Source organism: uncultured Roseobacter sp. (genome assembly GCF_947496515.1).
Classification (GTDB): domain Bacteria; phylum Pseudomonadota; class Alphaproteobacteria; order Rhodobacterales; family Rhodobacteraceae; genus Roseobacter.
On the sequence record NZ_CANMDB010000023.1, the window covers coordinates 1 to 21844 of the forward strand.

Sequence of the window (21844 nt, forward strand, 5' to 3'; positions counted from 1 at the left end):
GCCTTTGTCGAGGTGCATGTGGCGACCTCCATCGAGGAATGCGAGCGCCGCGACCGCAAGGGGCTCTACAAGCTGGCACGCGAGGGCAAGATCAAGGAATTCACCGGCATCTCCGACCCCTACGACGTGCCCCAAAACCCCGAACTCCAGGTCGAGACCGAAAACGTCGACGTCGACAGCTGCGCACACCAGGTGTTGCTGAAGCTCGAAAGCATGGGGCTCATCAGCGGGTGAGGCGCACGGCAAGCAATCAGGCGGGGGACCGGCACCCGCACTGCGACCCCGGGATCCAAGGTCCCGGGGTTTTTTGCTTTGTTCGCCGCCATGTTCGCTTGGGAGTGCAGAGAGCTTTTTGTAAGTACAGATCAAGATCGATTTAGTTGACGTCCTGCTGACTCTGGATCAGGTCGCCCCAAGATGGCCTCCACCGGTCACGTGCGTTGTTTTCCTCTGACCGGGACAAGACCGCCTGTTGGTGCGGCGCCCCGAGCACCACCTCTGTCTCCGCTTCGAAAACCCGGCTCACACCTTGTAGTAGTCTCTATACCAGTCAACGAAGCGACCGATCCCGATAGACAGCGGCGTGATCTGGCGCGGACCCAAAAGCGTGTTCAGCAGGCTGGCGTCAGCCCATGTGCCCGGCACGTCACCGGGCTGCATCGGCATGTAGTTCTTTTGGGCTTCCCGTCCGCAGGCGGTTTCAATCGTGGCAATGTAATCCATCAGCTTCACCGGTGCACCATTGCCGATGTTCACGATCCGGAACGGGGCCACGGGCGACAGGGTGTCCCCCTCAACCGGCGCATTCATGTCTGGCACGGCGTCCCCCAAAGCGACAATGGCAGCCACAAGATCATCCACATAGGTGAAATCCCGCATCATCTCGCCCCGGTTATAGACATCGATGGGCGCCCCGCTGAGGATCGCGCGGGTGAATTTGAAATGCGCCATATCCGGCCGTCCCCACGGCCCGTAAACCGTGAAAAACCGGAACATGGTGGTGGGCAGCCCGTAGAGATGTGCATAGGAATGCGCCATCGCCTCTGTCGCCTTTTTGGTGGCGGCGTAGAAGGACATCTGCGTGTCCACCTTATGGCTTTCGTGATACGGCATCTCGGTATTGGCACCGTAGACCGACGAGGTGGAGGCGAGCAGCATATGCGCGGGCGGATGAGCGCGCGCGGCCTCCAGAAGTTCCGCCGTACCCACCAGATTTGCTTGCACGTAGGAGGCCGGTGCCTCGATGGAATAGCGCACACCGGCCTGAGCGGCGAGATGGATGACCAGTTTGGGCTTATGGCGGGCAAAGATGTCCTTTAGCGCGCCGGGTGTCTCCAGCCGTTCGTGGATGGCGGTGAAGCTGCCGTGATCCGCCAGCATCTTGTGACGCTGCTCTTTCAGGCTCACGTCATAGTAGTCCGTCAGCGCATCAAGGCCCACGACCCGCCACCCTGCAGTGAGAAGGGCGAGGCTGGTGAAATAACCGATGAACCCGGCGGAGCCGGTGACAAATGCGGTGCGGTGCATGCGGATCTAATGGCGGAAAAAGGTCGCTGGCGGAAGCGGCAATTCAACCGATAGTAAAAAAGGCCCTACCGCAACGACGGCGCCTCGCTGCAAATCGGCTGGTCCGGAAACGCTGACAGCACAGCTCCGGGCAGGGAGACGCCCGTTTCGGCGGTTGGTGGATTTGCTCGATGGGAAAGCGACACCTGCGTCGCTGGTGACCCAGACCGCCAGCCCTGTCGGAGGCTGGCCACTGACATCGTTTGCCTGCGGTTGTTTCCCGAAGGCTCGGGTTACGCCAGCTCTTGCGCCACAGCCTTCAGGGTATCGCGCACCAGCGTCTGTGCACGCTCCGGCGTGTCTGCTTCGGCGTAGCAGCGAAACTCCGGGGCATTGCCGGACGGACGCAGATGGATAACGGTGCCATCAGCAAAGCTGGTGCGCAGACCATCAGTCAGATCAACCCCGGATTCGGGCGGGTGCATGCCGAAAAAGCCATCACGGGCCTCGGCCCCGGCGCTGAGGCGTTGAACGAAGGCGGCGGCACGCTCACTGGCAATGCCCGCGATCCTGTCCGCGGCGGTAAAGCGCCGCGGCAACGCGCTGACCAAGCCCGCCACGTCCAAGCCAGCCGCACGCGCGGCGGCCAGTGGTGCGATGATCGGCAACAGGCAATCGCGCGTCATCAAAGGCGCAATCGGACCCCGGGGCCCTTGGGCGGTAAATCCCAGCAGGAACCCTCCGTTTGCTTCGTAGCCTGCGACACGGGTGCCCGCCCGTTCCTCCATCGCGGCGATCACAAAAGGGGAGCCGACACGTGTGCGGCGCACCTCGGTGAAATCACCCATCGCGTCCACCAAGGTGTTCGACGAGACCGGCGTGCAAATCACCTCAGCCTTGAGGTAGCGCGCAGTCAACGGCCCCAGAACGTCGCCGGGCACCATCTGGCCATCGGCATCGGTCAGCATGGGGCGGTCGGCATCGCCGTCGGTGGACACCAGCGCGTCAAGCCCGTGGTCACCACACCAGCGGGCAAATCGCGCGCGCGTTTCGGGATCGACCGCTTCCGTATCCACGGGAATGAAACTGTCTGATCGGGCAAGCCGCACCACCCGCGCGCCCAAGCCCTCAAGCACCTCTGCCAGCACATCGCGCGCGGCTGAGCTGTGCTCGTACACACCGATGCGCAGCCCGGTCAGCGCGTCCGGCCCGAACGCCTCCAGATAGCGCGCGGCGTAGGCCTTGAGGGCGTCCGCGGTCTGGCGGCGTGTCCCGGAGGTTGCCGCTTCTTTGAACGCGCGCCCGCAGGCCTCAAGGATCGCGGTTTCATCGGCCTTTCCGATTTCACCCTTGGGCGTGTAGAACTTCAGCCCGTTTCGATCTGCCGGAATATGGCTGCCGGTGACGATGATGGCGGCCTGACCCGCCGCCGCCGCGGCCAGCGCGAGGGCAGGCGTCGGCAGGACACCGTGATCCACCGCCGCGTGGCCTGCCTCCGTAATGGCGCTGATCACAGCATCTGCCAGCGCCGGAGAAGACGCCCGCAGGTCGCGCCCCACATGCACCGTACCATCATGAGGACATACCGCGAGAAAGGCCCGAGTATAGGTTCTGATCAGTTCAGGCGTCAGCTCAACGACAAGCCCCCGCAGACCGCTGGTACCGAATTTGGGGGCCATGTCTTCACTCTCGATCTTCATTGGTTTCCTGTGCACACAATCCCGTTAAGTGCGCATTGGCACAAGTTGTGTCGCCTTATACGGTCTTGTTGGGTTGCAAAACATGTGAAAAAGTCAGACTGTCGCAACCTAGTTTGGCTTATATCTGTGGCGCAATGTCATGGACAATACTCATTCCACCGTTAACGTTTCATCACGATTTATAATGCGTTAGTGACTAATTGGGGTGCAGCGAGTAACGGTTTAACGTCTGATGGGTTACCCTGGGTCATGTCCACGTGTTTATGGAACGCTTGAGATCATCCACTTCGTCCAGCGATGTTGCCCTCAAGATTTATGGAGAGCGCAACACCGGGACCAATTACCTCACGGCGCTGATGGATCAGAACCTGTGCGCGGAGGTCTTGCCCGGTCATGTCGATGGCAAGGATTTGCGGACGCAGCTGACCCGCCGCTTGCATCGCGCTCTGCCCGGTCTGGCCCGCGGTCTGCACGAGGCGGCGCGCGACAGGTATTTTGAGGCGACCTTTGCGCGCAACCTGGGCTGGAAGCACATGAACCCCGATGTGGCCCGAATCGGTGCGGATGCGCTGTCGTCGGTGCGTTTCCTTATGGTCGTCAAAAACCCCTATTCGTGGCTTTTGTCGCTTTTTCAGCGCCCCTATCACGTCGGGGGCAAGGACACGCGGTTCGAAGAGTTTCTGGAACGACATCTGGGCGTAATGGAGCAGCGGGAGAATATCGGGCGTGATCCGCTGTCACCGGTAGAGGTCTGGAACCGCAAGATGCGCGGCTATCAGGTGCTGAAAGCAGCGGCCAAACATGCCATGATCGTGCGGTACGAGGATTTTCTGGAGGATGAGGCAGCCGCGCTCGAACGGGTGGCGACGCAACTTGGCATCACCCTACGCGGCACTCACATCCCCATAACAGGTGGGGTAAAACACGCCGATGGCGAACTGTCGCACAAGGATTACGCGACCTATTACCTTCAGGAAAAGTGGCGCGACAGGCTGTCCAAATCCGCGCTGGAGCGCATCAACGCCGAGCTTGATCCCGATCTGGTCACGCGGCTTGGCTACCAGATGATTTCCCCGGACCAGCCACCATACCCCACGGCATAGATGCTACGCTAGGACGCTAGGCGCGATCTGCACACCCGCAGATTGTGGTTTGTTGTGGCGCCTCTTCCGGTTAAGCTGTCTTCATTATTTGTTAACTTTTGTAATGAGGGGAGAGTTTATGTCTTTCTTTAGGCATTTTTTGGTGTCGTTGGTCATGGCCACAGGGCTTGCGGCGTCCGCAGGGGCCACCACGCTCAGCTATTCAGCCGACAGCATTGTCGAGTTCGACAGTTACTATAACTTGCCGAGCTTTCTGTCCGAACTCCCGGACGGGCCGGGACGCGCAGAGCGCGCCACGTTGCAGATCACCTTCGGTGAGACGCTGACGGCGGGCGGCATTTACACGGTTGGCCGGTCGAGAACGTCGCCCAGCCATCAGTTGATCAACGACTTTGCCCTGTCCATAGATACCGAGGCCGGCAGCTATGCCTTGGGCCAGGCTTACCGCGATGGTTTCGAACTGACGCTGGAAACCGGCGCGGATGGGCAGCTGGACCGCTGGGAGATTTCCTGGACCTACCGCAGCGGTGCCGACTCCTTTGAACTCTCGGCGAGCATGTCTGGCGATCAGGTGTCCTGGCTGTGGGAGTACATGCGGCTTCCCGGTGATACGGACGCTTGGGGGGAGCCGCTCGTCTTTGAACAACGTATGAAACGGCAATTTGCACCGGGCCAGATGATCTTGTCGGTACCACCCGTCACCGGCCAGCCCGATCTGTCAGCGGTGCCGCTTCCCGCAGGCGCTGTCTTGCTGCTCAGCGGTCTGCTGGTCCTTCTCAGGCTTCAGGGCCGCCGCCGCCCCGTGGTCTGAAAAGCCTGTCTGAGGGTCTTCTTCTGTGGCGCTCGGGCGACAGTCCTGTGGTAATTTCTACCCACAGGCGACACCGAAGGGCTTTTGCAGTGGCTTTGAGGCGCGAAACTATTGTACCCGCTACACGATGGGCACACACGCGCCCGGCTGCCGACATCTCGGATCGAGGACAGAATAATGGGACAAGTACTGAAAAGTGTCGCAATGGCTCTGCTTCTGGCATTCTGGGCCGGTTTGGCGCTGGCGCAGGCAGAATATCGGGTGCAGAGCGGTGATACGCTCACCATCGAAGTGCTCGAGGACAGCTCGCTCAACCGTGCAGTTCAGGTTTTGCCAGACGGGCGTTTCAATTTCCCATTTGCCGGATCCCTCCGCGCGGCCGGGTTGACGGCCGGGCAGATCGAGAACGCCATCACCACAGGTATTCAGTCGAACTTTGCGAACCCGCCCACCGTCTTTGTGGGCGTAAGGCCCCGGATCGAGCCGATTGCGCCCGCGACAGGCTCGGCATTCGACGGACCCAGCATCGACATCTATTTCGTTGGTGAAGTGAACAGGCCCGGCCTGGTCGAAGTCAAACAAGGGACAACACTACTGCAGGCAGTGGCCGTCAGCGGCGGTGTCTCGAGGTTTGCAGCAACCAAGCGGATCCAACTGCGGCGCACAGATGCCGCGGGCGTACAACGTGTAACCATCCTTAATTATAAAGCTCTGGCAAACGGGGCTGTGGCAAACGATATCGAGCTGAAGGACGGAGATGTTATCCTGGTACCAGAACGGCGCCTGTTCGAATAAACGGCCCGGACATCGGCGCAGGCTCACGAGGGCGCACCGGGGTACCGGAGCGCTCCTCATTCTGTGCACCGTCGGTGTCGTGGTGCGGGCGCAGGAAACAGGACCGCCCGGCCTCGCCGCAGGCTTTGATGTCACACAGCGGCTGGAATACAGCGACAACCCGGACCTGAGAGCCGATGGCGACCCGGATTTCTTTGGGCGTACGGTATTGGACTTCACCCTCGACAGTGTCCGAACCGTAGACCGCCTGACATTCAATCTCGGCACCGACATCGAGGAGGGCCGTGAGGATCAGTCGAGCCTTGATCCGACCAATGCCAGGGTCGGGCTGAACTACGACAGGGATACCCGCAACGCACGGATCGGCGTGGACTTCCGGTATCGCGAGTCCGATACGGGTACTTCCAGCATTGATGATGACTTTGACCAGGACGGCGATGTTATCAATCAAGACAGCGGCACGCGGGAGAACTACACCTTCGGGCTCGAAGGCGCGGTCGGACGCGAGGCGCCTATCGGCGCCAGTTTTAACTGGACCTATAACGAGCTTACCTTCAGCGGCACGAACAACCCCAACCTGACCGATCAGAGTACGAACAGTTTTTCCGGCCAGGTCGATTTTCGCATCACCCCCCGCGTCACGGCCAATCTGACGGGCCGGTACATCGACTTCGATACCGGAGGGAACGGGGTGGATCGTGAGACAACCGGGCTGGGTGCCGGAGTTGTACTGGATATCTCTCCGGTTTTGACCGCCGATCTGTCCCTGGGCTACGATCGGATCGAGCGGTCGGGCACTCAAAGCGGCACGGATGAGGGCCTTAACGTCGATGTCGGTCTGCTGCGGACCCTGCAAAACGGCTCTCTGGGTCTGAATTTTGCATCGGATGTGTCCAGCAATGATGACGGGCGCCGCTCTTCCCTGAATGTCAGCCGCGAACTGGAACTTCCCCGCGGCTTTCTGGCCTTGACGGTTGGCGTCACAGGTGCCGGTGTCGTGGGCACCGATCCGCTGGTTGATGTCGACTACCGGTACGAATTGCCCCGGGCGGTGTTGAGCTTTGGCCTGTCGCAGAGCGTCGTTACCGACACCGACAACGATGAAGACATCAACACGACCCTGAGGGCGAACTACGATCAGGAGATAAACAGCGTCTCCAGTATCGGGCTGGGCCTCTCCTTCTTTAACCGAAATGAGCTGCAGGAAGATGGCAATGACGGCCAGCGTCTTGATATTGATCTGACCTACAGGCACGATCTGACGCGTGACTGGGGGCTCGTTGGTGGTTTTTCTCATTCCCTCTCGACGCAGGACAACGCCGAAGACCGGCGTTCCAATACGGTTTTCGTCGGCCTCCAGAGAAGCTTTGACTGGCGACCTTGAGCCGCAGTTTCGCCATGCGGACCGGGGCTAGTTGAGCGATATGGAGCCAGCCGATAGCCCTTCTGTGAAGACACCCCCCAAAGCGGACAGCAAAGACCGTTCCAGAGGCTGGATATTGTTCGTGCTGATCGCAGTCTGCAGCCTGACCGAACTGCTTTTGCAACTGACGGATCACGGGATCATCGGCCCCACGCGCCTGCGGGGCCTTGTCTACCATTATGGCGCCTTCTGGCCGGGCCTGCTTGGCGGCTGGGCACCGAATTACACCCTGCAACCTTGGACAATGTTCCTCAGCTACGGGCTTTTGCACGGGGGCATCGCCCACCTGTTGGTCAATATGCTGACACTCTGGTCGCTGGGGCGTGGTGTGATCAGCCGCGTCGGGGCGCGCGGCTTTGGGCTGATCTACGTCGGGGCCTTGATTGGCGGCGCGGGGGCCTTTGCTGCACTGGCGCAGCCGTTTCCACCGATGGTCGGGGCCTCGGGCGCACTGTTCGGCTTGGCCGGGGCGCTGCTGGCGTGGAATTACGTGGATCGCTACACCCATCGTCAGGGGCTCTGGCCCGTCGCCAACGCGGCTTTCTGGCTGGTGATCCTCAATCTGGTGCTCTGGTGGGCGATGAGCGGACAACTGGCGTGGGAGACACATCTCGGCGGGTTCATCGCGGGATGGGTGATGGCGTTGCTGGTGGATCCGCGCCCTCTCGAAGAGGACGAGGGCACCCAACCTTAAACCTGAGACACCCAACGTTCATGCTGAAGCACCGGCCCAAAGGGTGGCGCAATCGCGCGACCCGTTTTGCCAGAGGCAAACCTCCGGTTTGAAGGCGGCGGAAGGGTGCTGTGCAACAGTGCCTGTTGTGCGGGTGCTCTGAGCGAAGCGGGTTGTCTCAGGTTTAAGGTTGGGTGCTTTAACGCAAGCTTTCCCGGATCGGGACGTAGAGACCGATATCAGGACGCCTTTCGCCCCTTGTTCGAGACAGGAAAGGGAGCGTCAGGGACCGGTTTATCCAGAAAATTGCACAGCGGCCCCCAGCCTTGGTTCTGGGTCAGGTCATAGAGCATGAAATCTGACCGTCCGCCGTGCAGCGCCATCACCTCTTCGTCGTGCTTCATGTACGCTGCGCGGTAGCTGGGTTCATCGTAGACATGGCTGCCGTAGAACGCATCGCATAGCGTGTTGAGATAGACCTGATCCTGTTCAATCCGCTTCTCGCCAAGCTCCACGGTGAAATGCCGACGGCAACTGTCGAGCCATGGCTCGATCGGGCGGCGGGTATAGATGAAACGCGCATTGGGAAAGGTGTCGCGCAGTTCCGCATGCAGCACCGACACCGTCAGATCGGTGAGCGCGTTATACTTGTAGACCCACCAGGGCCAGCGGCTATGGATCTGCCCTTGCGCGTCCACATGGGTGATGGGCGGCAGGTGACAGGCGTCATACCCGAGGATCTCCAGCGCGTCGTTGAGCGATGTGGTTCCAGTCTTGCTCAGCCCGATACCGAAGACAAAGGCCCGGTTGCGCGGCACATGGCCGAGCATGTCATAGAGGATCTTGTCACGGAAACGGGAGAGGGCGGAGGGTTTCATGCAGATCAATCGCTTGCGGTGCCGGTCCTCACCGCTCTACCGCAGTTTCCTCTTCAATCCTATAACGTTTTCCGGCGCGATCCGCTCAGACGCTCGCGATACGGGAAGGCTAGGGAAGACGTCAGAGGGCAGTATGGTCTGTCCTCAAACCACGATGCTGCTGGCACCGGCCCATCTGTGAAAGGAGGGCCTTCATGCGATGAGGAAGGAATGGCGGCAGTGAGCCCTTTCCCTTAAAAAAGCCTTTGATGTCGGCGCGCTGGTTTGAGCTATCACTTTGATTTCATTCAGATGTCGAATGCCGGGACGCTGCCTCAAGCTGGGGCTGGCGGCATTGGCTTGAACTTTGGTGGTTTTGGGCGTTTGCGGCGAGGAGGAATGCGTCATTTGCGCCGCATGGACCTCGTGATCCGATGCGTCCCAGGCCACGGATGCGTTTGGAGATGGGCGAAGCTCATTTTGATCTTCTTCCGCCGCGCCTGCGCTTTTGGGTCAAACTCCGAGGCGCTGCGTTTGCGTGTGAAATCTGTGACGATCTCATAGTTCTCGCGATGAATGGCACGTGCCTCAGAGTTCGGGCAACATTTAGCCTTCGGCTCGCATCCCGTTCAATCGGATGTCAACGCCCGATACCTTTGGGCGCGCCAATTCGGGGCATCACGCTTTGGATCCGAGTACGTGCGCCAAATGTGCCACATCTCTTTGCCGCCCCGGGGAAGAAGTAGCGGTCGTTCTTATCACCCCATGTGAAGTCGGACTGCGCGAAGGTTTCATCAGTCCTGTCACCGTTGTCGTAGACGGGGATGAAGCGGAGGATTTGGCGCTTCAGACCCAGCCAAACCAGATCATCGGACGGTCCGTATGCTGTGTCAGCAGCAATGTACTTGGGCTTCACGCCAAAACGCTCTTCGGTCTGGTCGAGCATTTTAAGCATAGTGCCAGCTTCGACCGTCTTGTTAGAACGGCTGGCAACCACATCCACGATGCTGCCGTGTCCCGTATCGATCAGATAGTTCTGGGAATAGGCAAAGAGAGCGGAGCCTTTGCGCACTGACGTCCAGTGGCTGGCAGGGTCCGCATGTGCCGGGAACTTGGGCTTGGCGATTGTCCTAGCCCCAAAAAGCCTCATCATCCAGCGCATCGAGATACTGCGACCCGCTTGGGGTGCATCGTTCGGATCATTCTTGCGTGCCGCCCGATCTTCGGAAGTGCTCAAGCTCTGCTTCTGAACACCAGCGCTGATTAAACCGGCGTCGACCACAAAGCCAAGGCCATCAACCAGGCCGTCCTTTATGTAAAGAGCAACCGTCGTCTCGAACACAACATGTGCTAGATCGCTTTCGCAGAACCGGCCACGCATTGCCCGGAAGGCGATTTCCGAGCAATCTGCAGAGTGGGGCAGTTCTTCGAACAGCCAGAGTGATCCGGGGTACGATCCGTCAGATCGAGGCGGCAAAACCAGCGATGGGCGAGGTTCAGATCTACCGTCGCGCGGAGCGGCAGCGCGGACCGGAGGTCGAGGCAGTATTCAACCACTAGCATACCGATAGGCAGTTCGGCATTGATCGAGAGGCGGCCAGTGTGGCCGTCGAAATCCACCGGATGTGCGCGGACGCTGGTCAGATCAACGAACGCAACAGATGATCATGGGGGACGTGACCCTCAAGCGAAACCGCGTAGAATGAGGCCGCCTATAGCTGCGGAACAAGACGCCGAAACGGCGGGTCAAAGCCAGGCTGCGCCGCGACCGCACGGAGGCGACGCTCAGCAATGAAACCTGAGCCATGGGTTTTCTTCATGACCAGCTGGTGACCGGCAGAAAGAGGTAATGTAACAGCTCCTGCAAATCACTCGGATCGTTAACCGTCGACAGGGATGCAACGGCGCCCGCGATCAAGAGAGGGTATCTGTGCGCTGGCTGCCGTTTCGCGGCTTACGTCAGTCTTGCTGAGTAGAATGACACCCAACATCGCCTGCCGCTGACTGTGGGAAGATTTTGCGACAGAACCCCACTCGTTTGCCTGCAGCCCAGACCCTTACGCCTTCAAAGCACTTCGTTGTTTTCCTTTCGCGAAATCGCTCAGCCCGAATGCCAGCAAATCCGTACGGTTGGCAGCGTAAATCGAGGCTATCGCGGCCGAGATATTTGCGATTGCAGCCGCAGCCACGATTCCGGCATAGCCAAAAACAGTCACACCGATCCAAGCGAGTGGCAGGTAAATCAACATGATGCGTCCCAGGCTCAGGGACATCGACCATACCGCCTTGTCGCGCGCATTCATCGCTGCGTTCGCGATCACAAGAATGCCATAACCAAACAACGTAAGACCGACAACGCGCAGATACTGCGCGGCGTATTCCTGATCCTCCTCAGCCGAGGCAAGAAGTCCTGCGATCGGATTGGCAAAAAACAAGAGCAAGACACCGATGACCGCACCGTAGGCAAAGGCAAACCCAAAGGCCCACTTCGTTGTGTCTTTTACCCGGTCAAATTTCTCTGCTCCCCAGTTCTGACCTACCACCGGCCCAATCCCGGCAGAGACCGCCATCAGTGGTACCAGCAGGATGGATTGCACCCGTCCCGCGGCACCAAACCCTGCAACAGCAGCGTCACCCACTGTCGCGACCGCCGCGGTCACCAGCGCCATGCCAGCGGGATTGATCGCATTGGACATTGAGGCAGGCAAACCCACGCTCAGGATGGTGCCACAGCTTTGGAATGCTCCGCTCAGGACATTTCCGCAAACCCCCAACAATCCCCGCCGCCACGCCAACCAGACCGCAACGGTCATGGCAACGACCCTTCCGATCAGTGTCGACATGGCCGCGCCCGCGGTCGACATTTCTGGGATCGGCCCCCAGCCGAAGATCAGAATGGGGTTGAGCGCAATGCCGAAAAAGGCAGCCACAACCATGATAGCAGCCGAGGTTGCCCCTTCGCCGTGGGCGCGAAAAACGGCATTGGTGATCATCATTGTGACGAAAAACGGCAAGGACAGCGCCCAGAGCGGCATATAGGCTGCGACCTCATCAGCAACCTCGCCCTGCGCACCAAGTGCCGAGAACAAAAACGGAAAACCAAGCCATACGATGATCCCAACGACCAACGAGAGGCTTAGTCCCAGCCCAATGGCATGAAGGCCAAGCCGCCGCACGGCCTCCGCGTATTTTTGCGCACCGATGCCTTGGGATAGCGCAGCATTCGCACCTGCGCTCAGACCGATAGAAAGGGACGTCAGCGCGGTGATTACCGGATAGATGAACCCGACCGCCGCCAGCGCGGCACCGCTGACTTGCCCAAGAAAGTAAGCATCCGCCAGCCCCACCGCGATGACAGAAAAAATTCCAAAACTCATTGGCGCTGACGTTACTGTCAGTGCTTTCCACACCGGTCCTTTGGTCAAATCTCTTTTCTTACTGTCAGACATCATGGCTCCTGGACCGGCGCGAGACGCCTGTTTGTGGCGGTCTTAATGCCGCTTGAAAGGCAACCACCTGGTCTTTGGTTCGGTTCCGCGCTGAATGGATTAATCACGCGCTGTCGATACCCGCTATGATGCCGTGATGTGCGAGATCTGCTGGCCGAGCGAGGGATCATAGCTGTTGCAGTGACAATGTATCAATAGGTGCAGAAGTCTGGGCCCGAGATCCTTAAGCGAGCCTAACGTCAGCATCGGTCCTGGCGCGGCTTGCAATGGAACGTCGACGAAACGCACGTGAGAGTGAGCGGACGGTGGTACTACCTGTGGCCAGCAGTCGATCAGTGCGGCCAATGATTTTAGACTCACCGCCCGCAGAACCCCCATCGCATCAAGGATATTCATGCGCCAGCCAAGTGAGATGACACGGTGGTCTTACCCAATGACAATCGTCACAGACAAAGCGCACAGCCATCCAAAGCGCGGTTGACGCAAAAAACCTCTCAGCATCGAAGAGATGACAATGCTCCGATTGGTCACGACGGGGCCAGTTATGTTCGGCGCTTCAAGAGATGCCTGACCGCCGGGCGGGTTAAGCGGAGACACCCCCCCGCCGCACAAGATCTTCCAGCCGTCGACCGATACCTTACAAAAAGGTCAGTCCCAGCGTGATAATGGCGCCGCCGATCAGCAGATGGACGACGCAAAATCCCATGACGTCCTTTGCACGCAGCCCCGCGATCCCCAGCAAAGGAAGTGCCCAGAACGGCTGGATCATGTTTGTCCAGGCATCTCCCCACGCGACGGCCATCGCGGCACGCGCCGGGTCTACGCCGATTGCCTCAGCCGCTGGCAGCACGACGGGCGCTTGCACGGCCCATTGCCCGCCACCTGATGGCACGAAGAAGTTCACAAGACCGGCGGACAGAAATGCCCAGAAAGCGAATGTGGTCTCTGTAGCCACTGACACCATCGCTTCGGAGACCGAAGCGGCCAGGCCACTCTGAACCATAATGCCCATGATCCCCGCATAGAATGGAAACTGGATCACGATGCCGGCGCCGCCCTTGATCCCGTCGTCGAGGCTATTCAAAAGGCTGCGGGGCGAGCCATGCAGCAGAATCGCCAAGGTCAGGAACAGAAAGTTGACGACGTTGAGACTGATCCCGCCGCCACCAAAAAAATGCGCCACAAGCCAGACGGCACCCACGGCGCCGATGAGCCAATTGAGTACGGGCGACGTTTCAAGCCGTTCGGCCGGGCGGTCTGATGTGCTGTCGGACGTCTCCGTTTCATCGAGAAGGGCAGGATCAATCAGCACCTGATCCTTTGCCGATGGCAGCATCATCAGGTTGACCAACGGCACCGTGATGAACAAGGCGAGCACGATGATCAGGTTGAAGCTGGAGAAAATCGTCTGCGACGTGTCGATCACGCCGATCTGATCCACGAATGGGTGACCTTCGGTCGCGATAGAGAGCGGGACGGAGCCGGAGATTCCGCCGTGCCAGATCATGAACCCGGAATAGGCCGAAGCGATGAGCAGGCGGTAGTCCACCTTGACCACACGCGCGATCTCCTTGGCGAAGAGAGCGCCAACCACGAGGCCAAAGCCCCAGTTCAGCCAGCTTGCCGCCAATGAAACCACGCTGACGAGAACGATCGCACCCCCGGCGGTGGTGGCCCGCCCCGCGAGTTTGGCCAGCAAGCCGCGGACCAGCGGTGTCGATGCCATCATGTAACCCGCGACGAGAACGAAAAGCATCTGCATGGAGAATTGCAGCAAGGCCCAGAAACCGTCCCCCCACATCTGGGCGACTTCGAGAGGTCCGGTGCCTTGGGTGGTGACGGCTGCGACCATGACGATCAGGGTCAGTATCATGACCAGTACGAAGGGATCTGGTAGATAGCGTTCGACCACGCGGGTCAGAGGACGAGCAATAAAATTCAGCATGTCTTCTTTCTTTCCGTTTTATTTCCAAGCGCATGGCCCATGGCCGACCCGTTCGCAAAAGAGCGTACGCGATCACCGGAAAGGCAGCGCCGATGTTTGTTGTGTGATCATTTTAGCTAACGGCCTCTGACCCAACGTCAAGGCAAGCGAACCGCAGGTGCTCTCTCTGCGATCCGCACCGAGACGTAAATTTTGGTCGCATATCAGGGGTTTCCGGGTGCGAATGTCACACGGATCTCACCTTTCCAAAAACTGCCGCGCCTGGTCCTTGGTCTCGAAAATATGGGTGCGCGCCTCCGGAAAGACGGCACCGAGTTTCATTCGCATGAAGGCAGAGCCCGAGTATCGGGACACCTTGCCGTAGAACCGTTCGGTCATGTCCTCGACCATGTCCGCCCAGCGAAGCTCCAGCGCCTCGTCGATGCGAAACCCGTCGTAGTTGGCCAGCACATCGACCCGCCCACCGTGCCCGCTGCATCTTTTGGTCACAAGCGCACCCACGGCATCTATGTCGTTCTGGGTACGAATGCGCATCTTTTCGAAATTGAGAAACAGACGGTTCGTCGATGCGTCTAACGCGATGCGATCCGGCAGGTCGACGTGAAGCAGCTCGCTCCGCAAATCCATCTCCTCGGGGGTGAAGATCCGCTTGTCCATTTCGATGACCTCCTCGATAATCGGTCGCGTTGACATCTGACCCAGGATGTCCCGCTCCAGATCGACCCCAGGGGCAATTTCGATCAGCTTCAGCCCCCTCGCCGTGAGCTCAAAAACACAGCGCTCCGTTACATAGATCACCGGTTGTCCGAGCCGGGAGGCCCGCACGCCCGAGAAGGTGATCTGCTCCACCTCGCCGATGAACTTGGTTTGTGATCCTTCGCTGCGAATCTGCAAGGCGCCGTCTTCGATGGCCACATCGAGCCCCTTGGCCGTGAAAGTACCAGCGAAAACCACCGCCTGCGCGTTCTGCGAGATGTTGATGAAACCGCCCGCGCCAGCAAGCCGCGTGCCGAAACGCGAGACGTTCACGTTGCCATCCCCATCGGCCTGCGCGAGCCCCAGACAGGCCAGATCAAGACCGCCGCCATCGTAGAAATCAAACTGGCTATTCTGCGGGATCACCGCGTCGGTGTTGATGGCCGCACCGAAATCCAAACCAGAAGCCGGTTGACCGCCGATGATCCCGGGCTCGGCGGTCAGTGTCAGATGCTCCAGCAGACCCTCCTCCGCGGCGACCGCCGCGACCCCTTCCGGCATCCCGATACCGAGGTTGACAACCCCGTTAACGGGCAACTCGAAGGCGCAGCGGCGGGCAATCACCTTCCGTGCATCCAGCGCCATCGGAGCGCTCTCGCCGGAGGGGGCCCGCATCCGATTAGTGTAGCTTTGCTTGAACTGAGTGGCGTAGGTCTGCATGTGATTTTCAGGTTTCGCGACCACCACCGCATCGACGAGAATGCCCGGAATATGAACGTCGCGCGCTGGCAACGTCCGTGCCCGTGCGATCCGCTCCACCTGTACGATCACCACACCGCCAGAGTTTCGCACAGCCATGGCTTGGGCAAGGTTGTCGATGAGCAGCGCTTCACGTTCCATCGTGATGTTGCCCACCTCGTCAGCTGTCGTGCCGCGTAACAGGGCAACGGTCAACGGGCGGGCCGGATAAAACAGCACTTCGTCGCCGCCGAGGGTGTGCAGCTCCACCTGCGCTTGTGTTGAGATATCATTGATCGCCCCACCGCCGTTGCGCGGATCAACAAAGGTCTCCAGCCCGACCTTCGACAGGGTGCCGGGCTTGCCCGCCGCGATGTCGCGGTAAAGCTGGCTGATACAACCTTGCGGCAAGTTCCACCCTTCGATCTTTCCAGAAACCGCAAGCTCGGCAATCTTCGGGATCAAGCCCCAATGGCCACCGATCACGCGGTTCAATAGACCGTCGTGGCCCAGGTGATTGAGGCCTCGGGTCTTGCCATCGCCCTGGCCTGCGGCAAAAACGAGCGACAGATCCCGTGGGTGACCGGTCTCCAGAAATCGGGCCCCAATGGCCGACAGCAACTCGTCCGGCACACCGATCCCCACAAAGCCCGAGGTGGTGAGCGTATCGCCGTCCTTGATCAAAGCGGCTGCGTCAGCGGCAGAGACGCATTTGTCCGGCATGGGGATAGTCCGTTTCATTTCTTCTACTTCGTCTGCACATGGTCGCCCGACTTGACCGATAATGCAATCTACTCCGACCTTTCGGACATGATGCGCGCTTTCACGGGACTGAACGAATTCAGCGGTAGAGAGAGGTCGCGCCGAACGGCTGCTGAGAATAGACCGACAGACGCTTTGGCCAAGCCGGATAGGTCAAACGACCGTCACATTTGTCTTTGCCGTTGCCGACTGACCCCTGGCCGACGGCCGGTGCGCCGGGTTCAGATGTCGTTCTAGTCTGCGGGCTGCCGCCGCCGAGAAAAGTGAGGCTGGCGATGCACTTCAAGACCCAAAGAGCGTCTGGTTATTGCTTGCTGACACTGTCACTCAACGCGAACTGCTCGCGCGAGGTCGCGAGGCGTTCCGGTAGTGGCATGGGATGCGACCGCGGCATTTTTTGGTGAGCACATTTTGGGGCCGGGCATACGCAGTATGTTGCGCGACGGCGAAGAACTAGCCGATGAACTGCATCTCGCCGCTGTCGCCGGGTTGCTCGTGTTGGATGTGGCCGCGCGCGAAGGGCCGGATCATGTCGATCGCGCTCGGGGCGGCTTTGGCCGATCAAGAGGGTCCGTAGCCCTGATGAAGTCCGAGTAGCCTTTTCGTCGCGGCTGACGGCTTGGCCAAACGAGGGCATCTTGGCACCAACAGATCGCCTCAAGGACGTTGTTCAGCCCAAATCTGAAGGAATAGCCACAGAAAAACGCGGTCAGAACCAACTGCCGATAAGGACCCCAAAGGCCAGCGGCTTTCCTCACAGCCTCGCAGCGAACCGGACTTATGCAGTCGTCGCTATTGCTTGCGCAGCATTTCTTTGGAAGCGCGGCAAGTTCCTGTTGTAACGCAGCGGATGTCACCCAAGCTGTGATTTAACGCGGCAAGCATTGGTGATCCGAAACGTGATTTTCGCCGCAGCCGCGCCTTAAAATCAACGAGCGGCCTCAGTTGATGTTCGCCAATCGCGATCCAGCTACTGCTGGAGCCTGGCTAGCTGACCTTTACCCTTGGGAATACCCCTTTGCGGGCGGATGCTCGTACGTTGAAAAACTGTTCAGGATTGTCTCGATGTCAGACGCGTAAAGCAGCATCTCCCGGTGCTGCGCCGACAAAAACCCGCGTGACACCATCTGGTCCAGCATCGTGATGAGCGGATCGAAAAAGCCTGCCACATTGAGAAGCGCAATCGGCTTTCTGTGATATCCGATTTGGCCCCATGTCCATTGTTCAAAGAATTCCTCCATCGTGCCCGTTCCACCCGGAAGCACGACAAAGGCGTCCGCCATTGTGGCCATCTTCGCTTTCCTTTCGTGCATGTCGGACACGATGATCAGCTCTGTGAGGTTTGGATGCGCAATCTCTTTTTCTACCAGAGCTTTGGGCATCACGCCGAACACCTGACCTCCGTGGTTGAGGCAAGCATCTGCGACAGCGCCCATCAGTCCAACCTGTCCACCGCCATAGACAAGAGAGAGCTTTTGGTGCCCAAGGTGCGCGCCGACCAATCCAGCCTCAGAAGCGAAGTCATAACCGACACCCGAAGCAGACCCGCAAAACACGCCAACGGATTTGATCACATTACCCATCAGACCAATCCCGCCGACTTTGCAAAGGGATCCTGGGTGGAGTCCTTCTGCCACTGGTATTCGGTGCCCAAGGCCACTCTTTCTGCGGCAGCCATGCCATAAAGGTCCGCCACCACGGCAAGGGCCATATCCATTCCTGCGGACACACCGGAGGATGTGAAGTACTTCCCGTCTTCGACCCACCGCGCCGCTTTGATCCACTCTACGTTCGGTGCAAGAGGGATTGTGTCTTCAAAATCGAGTTTGTTCGTTGTCGCTTTGCGGCCATCGAGAAGCCCTGTCATGCCAAGCAACACCGTCCCGGTGCAGACGGCCATGACGCGTTCAGCGTTTTTAGATGCGTCCCTTATCCACTGCATGAGTGTTTCGTCCTTGGCCGCCTCCAGCGCCGTGTCTCCGCCTGGGATGAACAACAGGTCGTAATCGTTTTTCTCGAAGATGGTTTTATCGATAACGATGCGTTGACCGTGAACACTTGGCACCGGTTCACGCCCCATGGCGACTGTTATGACGTCGATCTCTTGTGCAGGGCTCCCCAGCATTTCTATTGGACCGAAGTAATCCAGCGTTTCAAAGCCTGGAAACACGAGCGCCGCCATTGTCCTCATCACAAGTCCTCCTTGTTGTTGAGTGTGGATAGCGCGGGTGCTTCATGGCATAAATGACAATATGCCACCTTTTTGTGCCAATCCGCCGAATGCATCGCCCGACCAGAAAACGGTCGTCTTCGTCGTTTATCCCGGGATCGTACTGCTCGATCTTGTTGGGCCCTTGCAGGTCTTCACGCACGCCTATCGAAACGGAGAAGACACACCGGCCTACCGGACGCACGTCGCGTCACTCGATGGCGGGTCGATCGCGACAAATACGATTGTTCAGATCAACAGCGTGCCGCTGAACAGGATCGTGCCCGACATGGAGAACCACGAACTGGACACTCTCATTGTTGTTGGTGGGAATGGTGCCGAGGTTGCCGCACGTGATGCCCGTCTCGTGCAAGAGGTCTCAAGCCTCTCAAAGCGGGCACGGCGCACATGCTCGGTCTGCTGCGGCGCGTTTGTGCTGGCGGCAGCCGGCCTGCTTGATGGTCGTCGTGCGGTGACACATTGGGAAGACTGCGCGCTTCTGGCGGACAGGTTTCCAAAGGTGAATGTTGAGGTTGATCCGATCTACATCAAGGACGGTTCGGTTTGGACATCAGCGGGGATCACTGCAGGTATCGATATGGCGCTCGCTGTTGTTCAAGAAGACCTTGGGAAGGGCCCTGCACTGCGGCTGGCCAGATCGCTCGTAACACCAATGATCCGGTCCGCCGGGCAGTCACAGTTCAGCGCCGATCTGGCCCGGCAGACCCAAGACGCAAAGGGAGAGTTCGCCGAGCTGCACGAGTGGCTGCGCGAGAACATGACACGCCAGATCAATGTCCCAGATATGGCGGAGCGCTGTGCGATGAGCGCGAGGAGCTTTTCTCGTCGGTACACAGCCAGCGTTGGTCTATCTCCCGCACGATCATTGGAGCGAATGCGGGTAGATGCCGCGCGAAATCTGCTCGTTGAGAGCAACCGCAATATGAAAGCCGTAGCGGAAACCTGCGGCTTTCGGGATCAGGAGAAGATGCGCCGGGCATTCCATCGGCATCTACACACGTCACCATCGAAGTATCAGGCATTATTCAGCGAAAACTGAGGTGCCTGCTCAGCGGAGCATCGGTGAAAATGGGCTCAGAATGAGCCAGCGCTGCAGTGGGAGCGGACAACCGCTCTCAGATGGCTAACGGCAAGACCCTCCGCCAAGCTAGTTCAGATGTTGATCCGGTCTGCGATGCTCAATGCGTTTTCAAGTTCGGCGCCTAGGTACCGAACGGTACTTTCGACCTTAGTGTCACCGAGCAGCAGTTGAATTGCGCTGACGTCGCCCGTCCGCCGGTGGTCTCCGCCGCCTTTGACCACTGATGCGAATGGGCGCCGTAGGGCGGCTCAGAGACTATGGTGTTGAAAAAATCGGCTAGAGAGCTGCATGATCTCAATGGGATAGGCGAAGTGCATGTCGACCCTCTTTCGTCGCCGGCGCGCATAAGTGTAGGCGTCTGTTCTGGCAATCTGGCGTGCCTTATCTCGCGCCGCTTCGTTTAGACTTGGTGTGAGCATCGGCGAAGACTACTGGCCGTTTTGACGCACCGGTCCATTGACTGGCCCGCTCTGAGAACGACGTTCACTTTGGTGCCACGTCGCTGGCTGCACCAAATGCGGCATCATCCAGGGTCTCAGGATATTCGCGCACAGCCCTCGGCCCGACCGCCGGATCTATCTGCGCCGTTTCCCAATCTGCCTTTGGCGCTGAGTATTGCTTGTTCCCATCGGCCTGAATGATGCTGGCATCCGTCGCAAAAGTCTCGCCACAAACCAATCCCTCCGCCATGCAGCATGCCACGACCGTCTCGAATAAATGCCGAAACAGACCACAGTCACGGAAACGTCCATGCATTGCCCGGCAGGCGGTTGCGGAGCGATCTGCCGAAAGGGGCGGTTCTTGGAAAAGGTTGAGTGATCCAGGATCGGATATGCGAGACCTAGACTGCAAAACCAGCGGTGTGCATGGTTGAGAGGCGCTTCCTCGTACAAACGACATTCCGAACGGATGCCCGTGTACTAACCCACCGAAAGCATCCGGATCATCAGTTCTTGATCAATCGATAGGCGACCTGTTCGACTATAGAAATCCGCGAGATGGGGGCGGATACTGCTCAGATCGACGAAGCAATCGATCGACCGCAGCAGGTGATCCTGCGTGACGTTCTCCTCAAGCCAGAACTTATGGAACAAGGCTGCCTACGCTTTCTGCTTTTCTCCGATCATCGCAATCGATCTCCAGCATCAGTATCGAAATCGGATCAGCGATCAGCACTTTAGAAGACATGGCGCTTTTAGAACCATCGGCGCAGATCAACCAATTCTGCGTATTGCAAGAATGTCCGTTGTTGCTGGTAGAGCCAAAAACCCTGTCCTCAATAGCTTCGGTGTGGCGGGTAAAGGTGCAGAAAGCCCATATTCGACGCCCAACGGGCGGCGATCCGAAATAGCAGTACCTAGGGCAAGTCGGGGTGCTTGATGCGTTCCCATGCGGTGCCATCGAAGCGGTAGATGTCGCGGGGGGCGACGACCCAGAGTACTTCGCCTACGGCCTGGGCGAAGAACGGACCGCCATGGGGCTCTCCGCTGTCTGCTGGTGGCGGGGTCAGACGCGGCAAGCGCGGCTCAAAACGCCCGAAATCGCCGGTGTTCGGATCGTATTGCCACAGGCCGCCGGGTCGGACACTGGCGGGCATCACCAGCTTATCGCGATAGGCGGTGATGTGGTGGAACAGGTTCAGGCGCCGGTCACCCGGAACTGGATTGAACCCGCGGGCACGGCTGCCGTGCAGCAGTACACCCTCGCGGCCGCAGATTCAGACATCATCGGGGGACTCGATGTAGATGCCCGTCAGCGCAGCCTCGGCGAGCGGCACCTTGAGTTCTTCGAGCGTCTCGCCGTCCCAGTAGCAGAGCACAGGTTTCGCTCCGGGCGGTGACACGCCACAGATGTAGATCGCGTCCTCTGACAGACCTTGCATGTCAAAGAACTGTACGTTGCGGTTGCTGTTGTCTTCCAGAGACGCCATCAGCCAATCCATATATGCCGGATCGTCAGAGTCGGGGGCGCTTCTAATCTCCTCAAGTTCTCTTTTGGGATCGAAAAGCACTGCATCCGTCAGCATGTGCCAGTTGTCTCGCGCCGCGCGGATGAAAATTTGTCCACCAGCGCCG

At 59.0% G+C, this 21844-nt stretch carries 22 protein-coding genes and 2 pseudogenes; 9 read left to right on the plus strand and 15 right to left on the minus strand.

Features of this window, described 5'->3' with window-relative positions; translation table 11 throughout:
• A partial coding sequence (locus Q1A53_RS22085; protein ID WP_299971116.1) for an adenylyl-sulfate kinase occupies window positions 1-234 on the plus strand: 234 nt, incomplete at its 5' end.
• A 288-nt stretch (window positions 235-522) separates the two neighbouring features.
• On the opposite strand, the gene Q1A53_RS22090 is transcribed toward Q1A53_RS22085, so the two are convergent.
• Window positions 523-1527 (minus strand): NAD-dependent epimerase/dehydratase family protein, encoded by a 1005-nt coding sequence (locus tag Q1A53_RS22090; RefSeq protein ID WP_299971120.1) that lies wholly within the window; start codon window positions 1525-1527, stop codon window positions 523-525.
• Window positions 1528-1799: 272 nt separating this feature from the next.
• The gene (locus tag Q1A53_RS22095) at window positions 1800-3206 is read right to left on the minus strand and encodes a phosphomannomutase (RefSeq protein WP_366873032.1); all 1407 of its coding nucleotides are present in this window, start codon (window positions 3204-3206) and stop codon (window positions 1800-1802) included.
• Between the two features lie 263 nt (window positions 3207-3469).
• Here Q1A53_RS22095 and Q1A53_RS22100 point away from each other — a divergent pair, with 263 nt between their 5' ends.
• From Q1A53_RS22100 to Q1A53_RS22120, 5 genes are all read left to right on the plus strand, one after another.
• A complete protein-coding gene (locus Q1A53_RS22100; RefSeq protein ID WP_299971123.1) occupies window positions 3470-4309 on the plus strand; it encodes a hypothetical protein in 840 nt (279 codons plus the stop codon).
• A 154-nt stretch (window positions 4310-4463) separates the two neighbouring features.
• A complete protein-coding gene (locus Q1A53_RS22105; protein WP_299971126.1) occupies window positions 4464-5120 on the plus strand; it encodes a hypothetical protein in 657 nt (218 codons plus the stop codon).
• A gap of 177 nt (window positions 5121-5297) precedes the next feature.
• Entirely contained in the window at window positions 5298-5915 is a 618-nt protein-coding gene (locus Q1A53_RS22110) for a polysaccharide biosynthesis/export family protein (protein ID WP_299971129.1), read from the plus strand.
• On the plus strand, window positions 5878-7299 hold the full coding sequence (locus Q1A53_RS22115; RefSeq protein WP_299971131.1) for a hypothetical protein: 1422 nt from the start codon (window positions 5878-5880) through the stop codon (window positions 7297-7299). The genes Q1A53_RS22110 and Q1A53_RS22115 overlap by 38 nt, the downstream gene beginning before the upstream one ends.
• Before the next feature lie 121 nt (window positions 7300-7420).
• On the plus strand, window positions 7421-8032 hold the full coding sequence (locus tag Q1A53_RS22120; RefSeq protein WP_299971134.1) for a rhomboid family intramembrane serine protease: 612 nt from the start codon (window positions 7421-7423) through the stop codon (window positions 8030-8032).
• Between the two features lie 218 nt (window positions 8033-8250).
• Here the strand turns inward: Q1A53_RS22120 and Q1A53_RS22125 are convergent, their stop codons facing one another.
• From Q1A53_RS22125 to Q1A53_RS22145, 5 genes are all read right to left on the minus strand, one after another.
• Window positions 8251-8889 carry a sulfotransferase family protein gene (locus tag Q1A53_RS22125; protein ID WP_299971136.1) on the minus strand — a complete coding sequence of 213 codons (639 nt, stop codon included), beginning with the start codon at window positions 8887-8889 and terminating at the stop codon, window positions 8251-8253.
• Between the two features lie 192 nt (window positions 8890-9081).
• A complete protein-coding gene (locus Q1A53_RS22130; RefSeq protein WP_299971139.1) occupies window positions 9082-9318 on the minus strand; it encodes a hypothetical protein in 237 nt (78 codons plus the stop codon).
• A gap of 190 nt (window positions 9319-9508) precedes the next feature.
• Complete coding sequence (locus Q1A53_RS22135) at window positions 9509-10210, minus strand: hypothetical protein (protein ID WP_299971142.1); 702 nt, start codon at window positions 10208-10210, stop codon at window positions 9509-9511.
• A gap of 8 nt (window positions 10211-10218) precedes the next feature.
• Entirely contained in the window at window positions 10219-10431 is a 213-nt protein-coding gene (locus Q1A53_RS22140) for a transposase (protein WP_299971174.1), read from the minus strand.
• Window positions 10432-10925: 494 nt separating this feature from the next.
• Entirely contained in the window at window positions 10926-12320 is a 1395-nt protein-coding gene (locus tag Q1A53_RS22145) for an MATE family efflux transporter (protein ID WP_366873034.1), read from the minus strand.
• Between the two features lie 291 nt (window positions 12321-12611).
• Here Q1A53_RS22145 and Q1A53_RS23500 point away from each other — a divergent pair, with 291 nt between their 5' ends.
• Entirely contained in the window at window positions 12612-12665 is a 54-nt protein-coding gene (locus Q1A53_RS23500) for a hypothetical protein (RefSeq protein ID WP_366873036.1), read from the plus strand.
• Between the two features lie 289 nt (window positions 12666-12954).
• Here the strand turns inward: Q1A53_RS23500 and Q1A53_RS22150 are convergent, their stop codons facing one another.
• Together Q1A53_RS22150 and Q1A53_RS22155 are read right to left on the minus strand one after the other, a co-directional pair.
• A complete protein-coding gene (locus Q1A53_RS22150; protein WP_299971148.1) occupies window positions 12955-14262 on the minus strand; it encodes a short-chain fatty acid transporter in 1308 nt (435 codons plus the stop codon).
• 237 nt (window positions 14263-14499) lie between these two features.
• Window positions 14500-16437 carry a CoA-transferase gene (locus Q1A53_RS22155; protein ID WP_299971150.1) on the minus strand — a complete coding sequence of 646 codons (1938 nt, stop codon included), beginning with the start codon at window positions 16435-16437 and terminating at the stop codon, window positions 14500-14502.
• Between the two features lie 390 nt (window positions 16438-16827).
• Here Q1A53_RS22155 and Q1A53_RS22160 point away from each other — a divergent pair, with 390 nt between their 5' ends.
• Window positions 16828-17055, plus strand: coding sequence for a hypothetical protein (locus tag Q1A53_RS22160; RefSeq protein ID WP_299971153.1), 228 nt, complete (start codon window positions 16828-16830; stop codon window positions 17053-17055).
• Between the two features lie 401 nt (window positions 17056-17456).
• On the opposite strand, the gene Q1A53_RS22165 is transcribed toward Q1A53_RS22160, so the two are convergent.
• Together Q1A53_RS22165 and Q1A53_RS22170 are read right to left on the minus strand one after the other, a co-directional pair.
• Window positions 17457-18041, minus strand: a complete 585-nt coding sequence (locus tag Q1A53_RS22165) for a TIGR00730 family Rossman fold protein (protein WP_299971156.1) — start codon at window positions 18039-18041, stop codon at window positions 17457-17459.
• Entirely contained in the window at window positions 18041-18649 is a 609-nt protein-coding gene (locus Q1A53_RS22170) for a DJ-1/PfpI family protein (protein ID WP_299971159.1), read from the minus strand. The genes Q1A53_RS22165 and Q1A53_RS22170 overlap by 1 nt, the downstream gene beginning before the upstream one ends.
• A gap of 37 nt (window positions 18650-18686) precedes the next feature.
• Here Q1A53_RS22170 and Q1A53_RS22175 point away from each other — a divergent pair, with 37 nt between their 5' ends.
• The gene (locus Q1A53_RS22175; RefSeq protein WP_299971162.1) at window positions 18687-19727 is read left to right on the plus strand and encodes a DJ-1/PfpI family protein; all 1041 of its coding nucleotides are present in this window, start codon (window positions 18687-18689) and stop codon (window positions 19725-19727) included.
• A 113-nt stretch (window positions 19728-19840) separates the two neighbouring features.
• Here the strand turns inward: Q1A53_RS22175 and Q1A53_RS22180 are convergent.
• From Q1A53_RS22180 to Q1A53_RS22195, 4 genes and pseudogenes are all read right to left on the minus strand, one after another.
• A pseudogene (locus tag Q1A53_RS22180) lies at window positions 19841-20019 on the minus strand (integrase); the annotation flags it as partial.
• A 170-nt stretch (window positions 20020-20189) separates the two neighbouring features.
• Window positions 20190-20863, minus strand: a pseudogene (locus Q1A53_RS22185) (transposase); the annotation flags it as partial.
• A gap of 263 nt (window positions 20864-21126) precedes the next feature.
• Entirely contained in the window at window positions 21127-21366 is a 240-nt protein-coding gene (locus Q1A53_RS22190) for a hypothetical protein (RefSeq protein ID WP_299971165.1), read from the minus strand.
• Window positions 21367-21486: 120 nt separating this feature from the next.
• Window positions 21487-21844 (minus strand): hypothetical protein (locus tag Q1A53_RS22195; protein WP_299971168.1); only part of this gene is annotated, 358 nt, incomplete at its 5' end.

Bases quoted from the DNA above. Each gene is read 5' to 3' on its own strand.
- Q1A53_RS22110 (WP_299971129.1), top strand. From the start codon at position 5,298: ATGGGACAAGTACTGAAAAGTGTCGCAATGGCTCTGCTTCTGGCATTC.
- Q1A53_RS22115 (WP_299971131.1), top strand. From the start codon at position 5,878: ATGTTATCCTGGTACCAGAACGGCGCCTGTTCGAATAAACGGCCCGGA.
- Q1A53_RS22165 (WP_299971156.1), bottom strand. From the start codon at position 18,041: ATGGGTAATGTGATCAAATCCGTTGGCGTGTTTTGCGGGTCTGCTTCG.
- Q1A53_RS22090 (WP_299971120.1), bottom strand. From the start codon at position 1,527: ATGCACCGCACCGCATTTGTCACCGGCTCCGCCGGGTTCATCGGTTAT.
- Q1A53_RS22125 (WP_299971136.1), bottom strand. From the start codon at position 8,889: ATGAAACCCTCCGCCCTCTCCCGTTTCCGTGACAAGATCCTCTATGAC.
- Q1A53_RS22150 (WP_299971148.1), bottom strand. From the start codon at position 14,262: ATGCTGAATTTTATTGCTCGTCCTCTGACCCGCGTGGTCGAACGCTAT.
- Q1A53_RS22170 (WP_299971159.1), bottom strand. From the start codon at position 18,649: ATGAGGACAATGGCGGCGCTCGTGTTTCCAGGCTTTGAAACGCTGGAT.
- Q1A53_RS22105 (WP_299971126.1), top strand. From the start codon at position 4,464: ATGGCCACAGGGCTTGCGGCGTCCGCAGGGGCCACCACGCTCAGCTAT.
- Q1A53_RS22095 (WP_366873032.1), bottom strand. From the start codon at position 3,206: ATGAAGATCGAGAGTGAAGACATGGCCCCCAAATTCGGTACCAGCGGT.
- Q1A53_RS22140 (WP_299971174.1), bottom strand. From the start codon at position 10,431: ATGCTAGTGGTTGAATACTGCCTCGACCTCCGGTCCGCGCTGCCGCTC.
- Q1A53_RS22145 (WP_366873034.1), bottom strand. From the start codon at position 12,320: ATGATGTCTGACAGTAAGAAAAGAGATTTGACCAAAGGACCGGTGTGG.
- Q1A53_RS22190 (WP_299971165.1), bottom strand. From the start codon at position 21,366: ATGCCCGCCAGTGTCCGACCCGGCGGCCTGTGGCAATACGATCCGAAC.
- Q1A53_RS22155 (WP_299971150.1), bottom strand. From the start codon at position 16,437: ATGAAACGGACTATCCCCATGCCGGACAAATGCGTCTCTGCCGCTGAC.
- Q1A53_RS22100 (WP_299971123.1), top strand. From the start codon at position 3,470: ATGGAACGCTTGAGATCATCCACTTCGTCCAGCGATGTTGCCCTCAAG.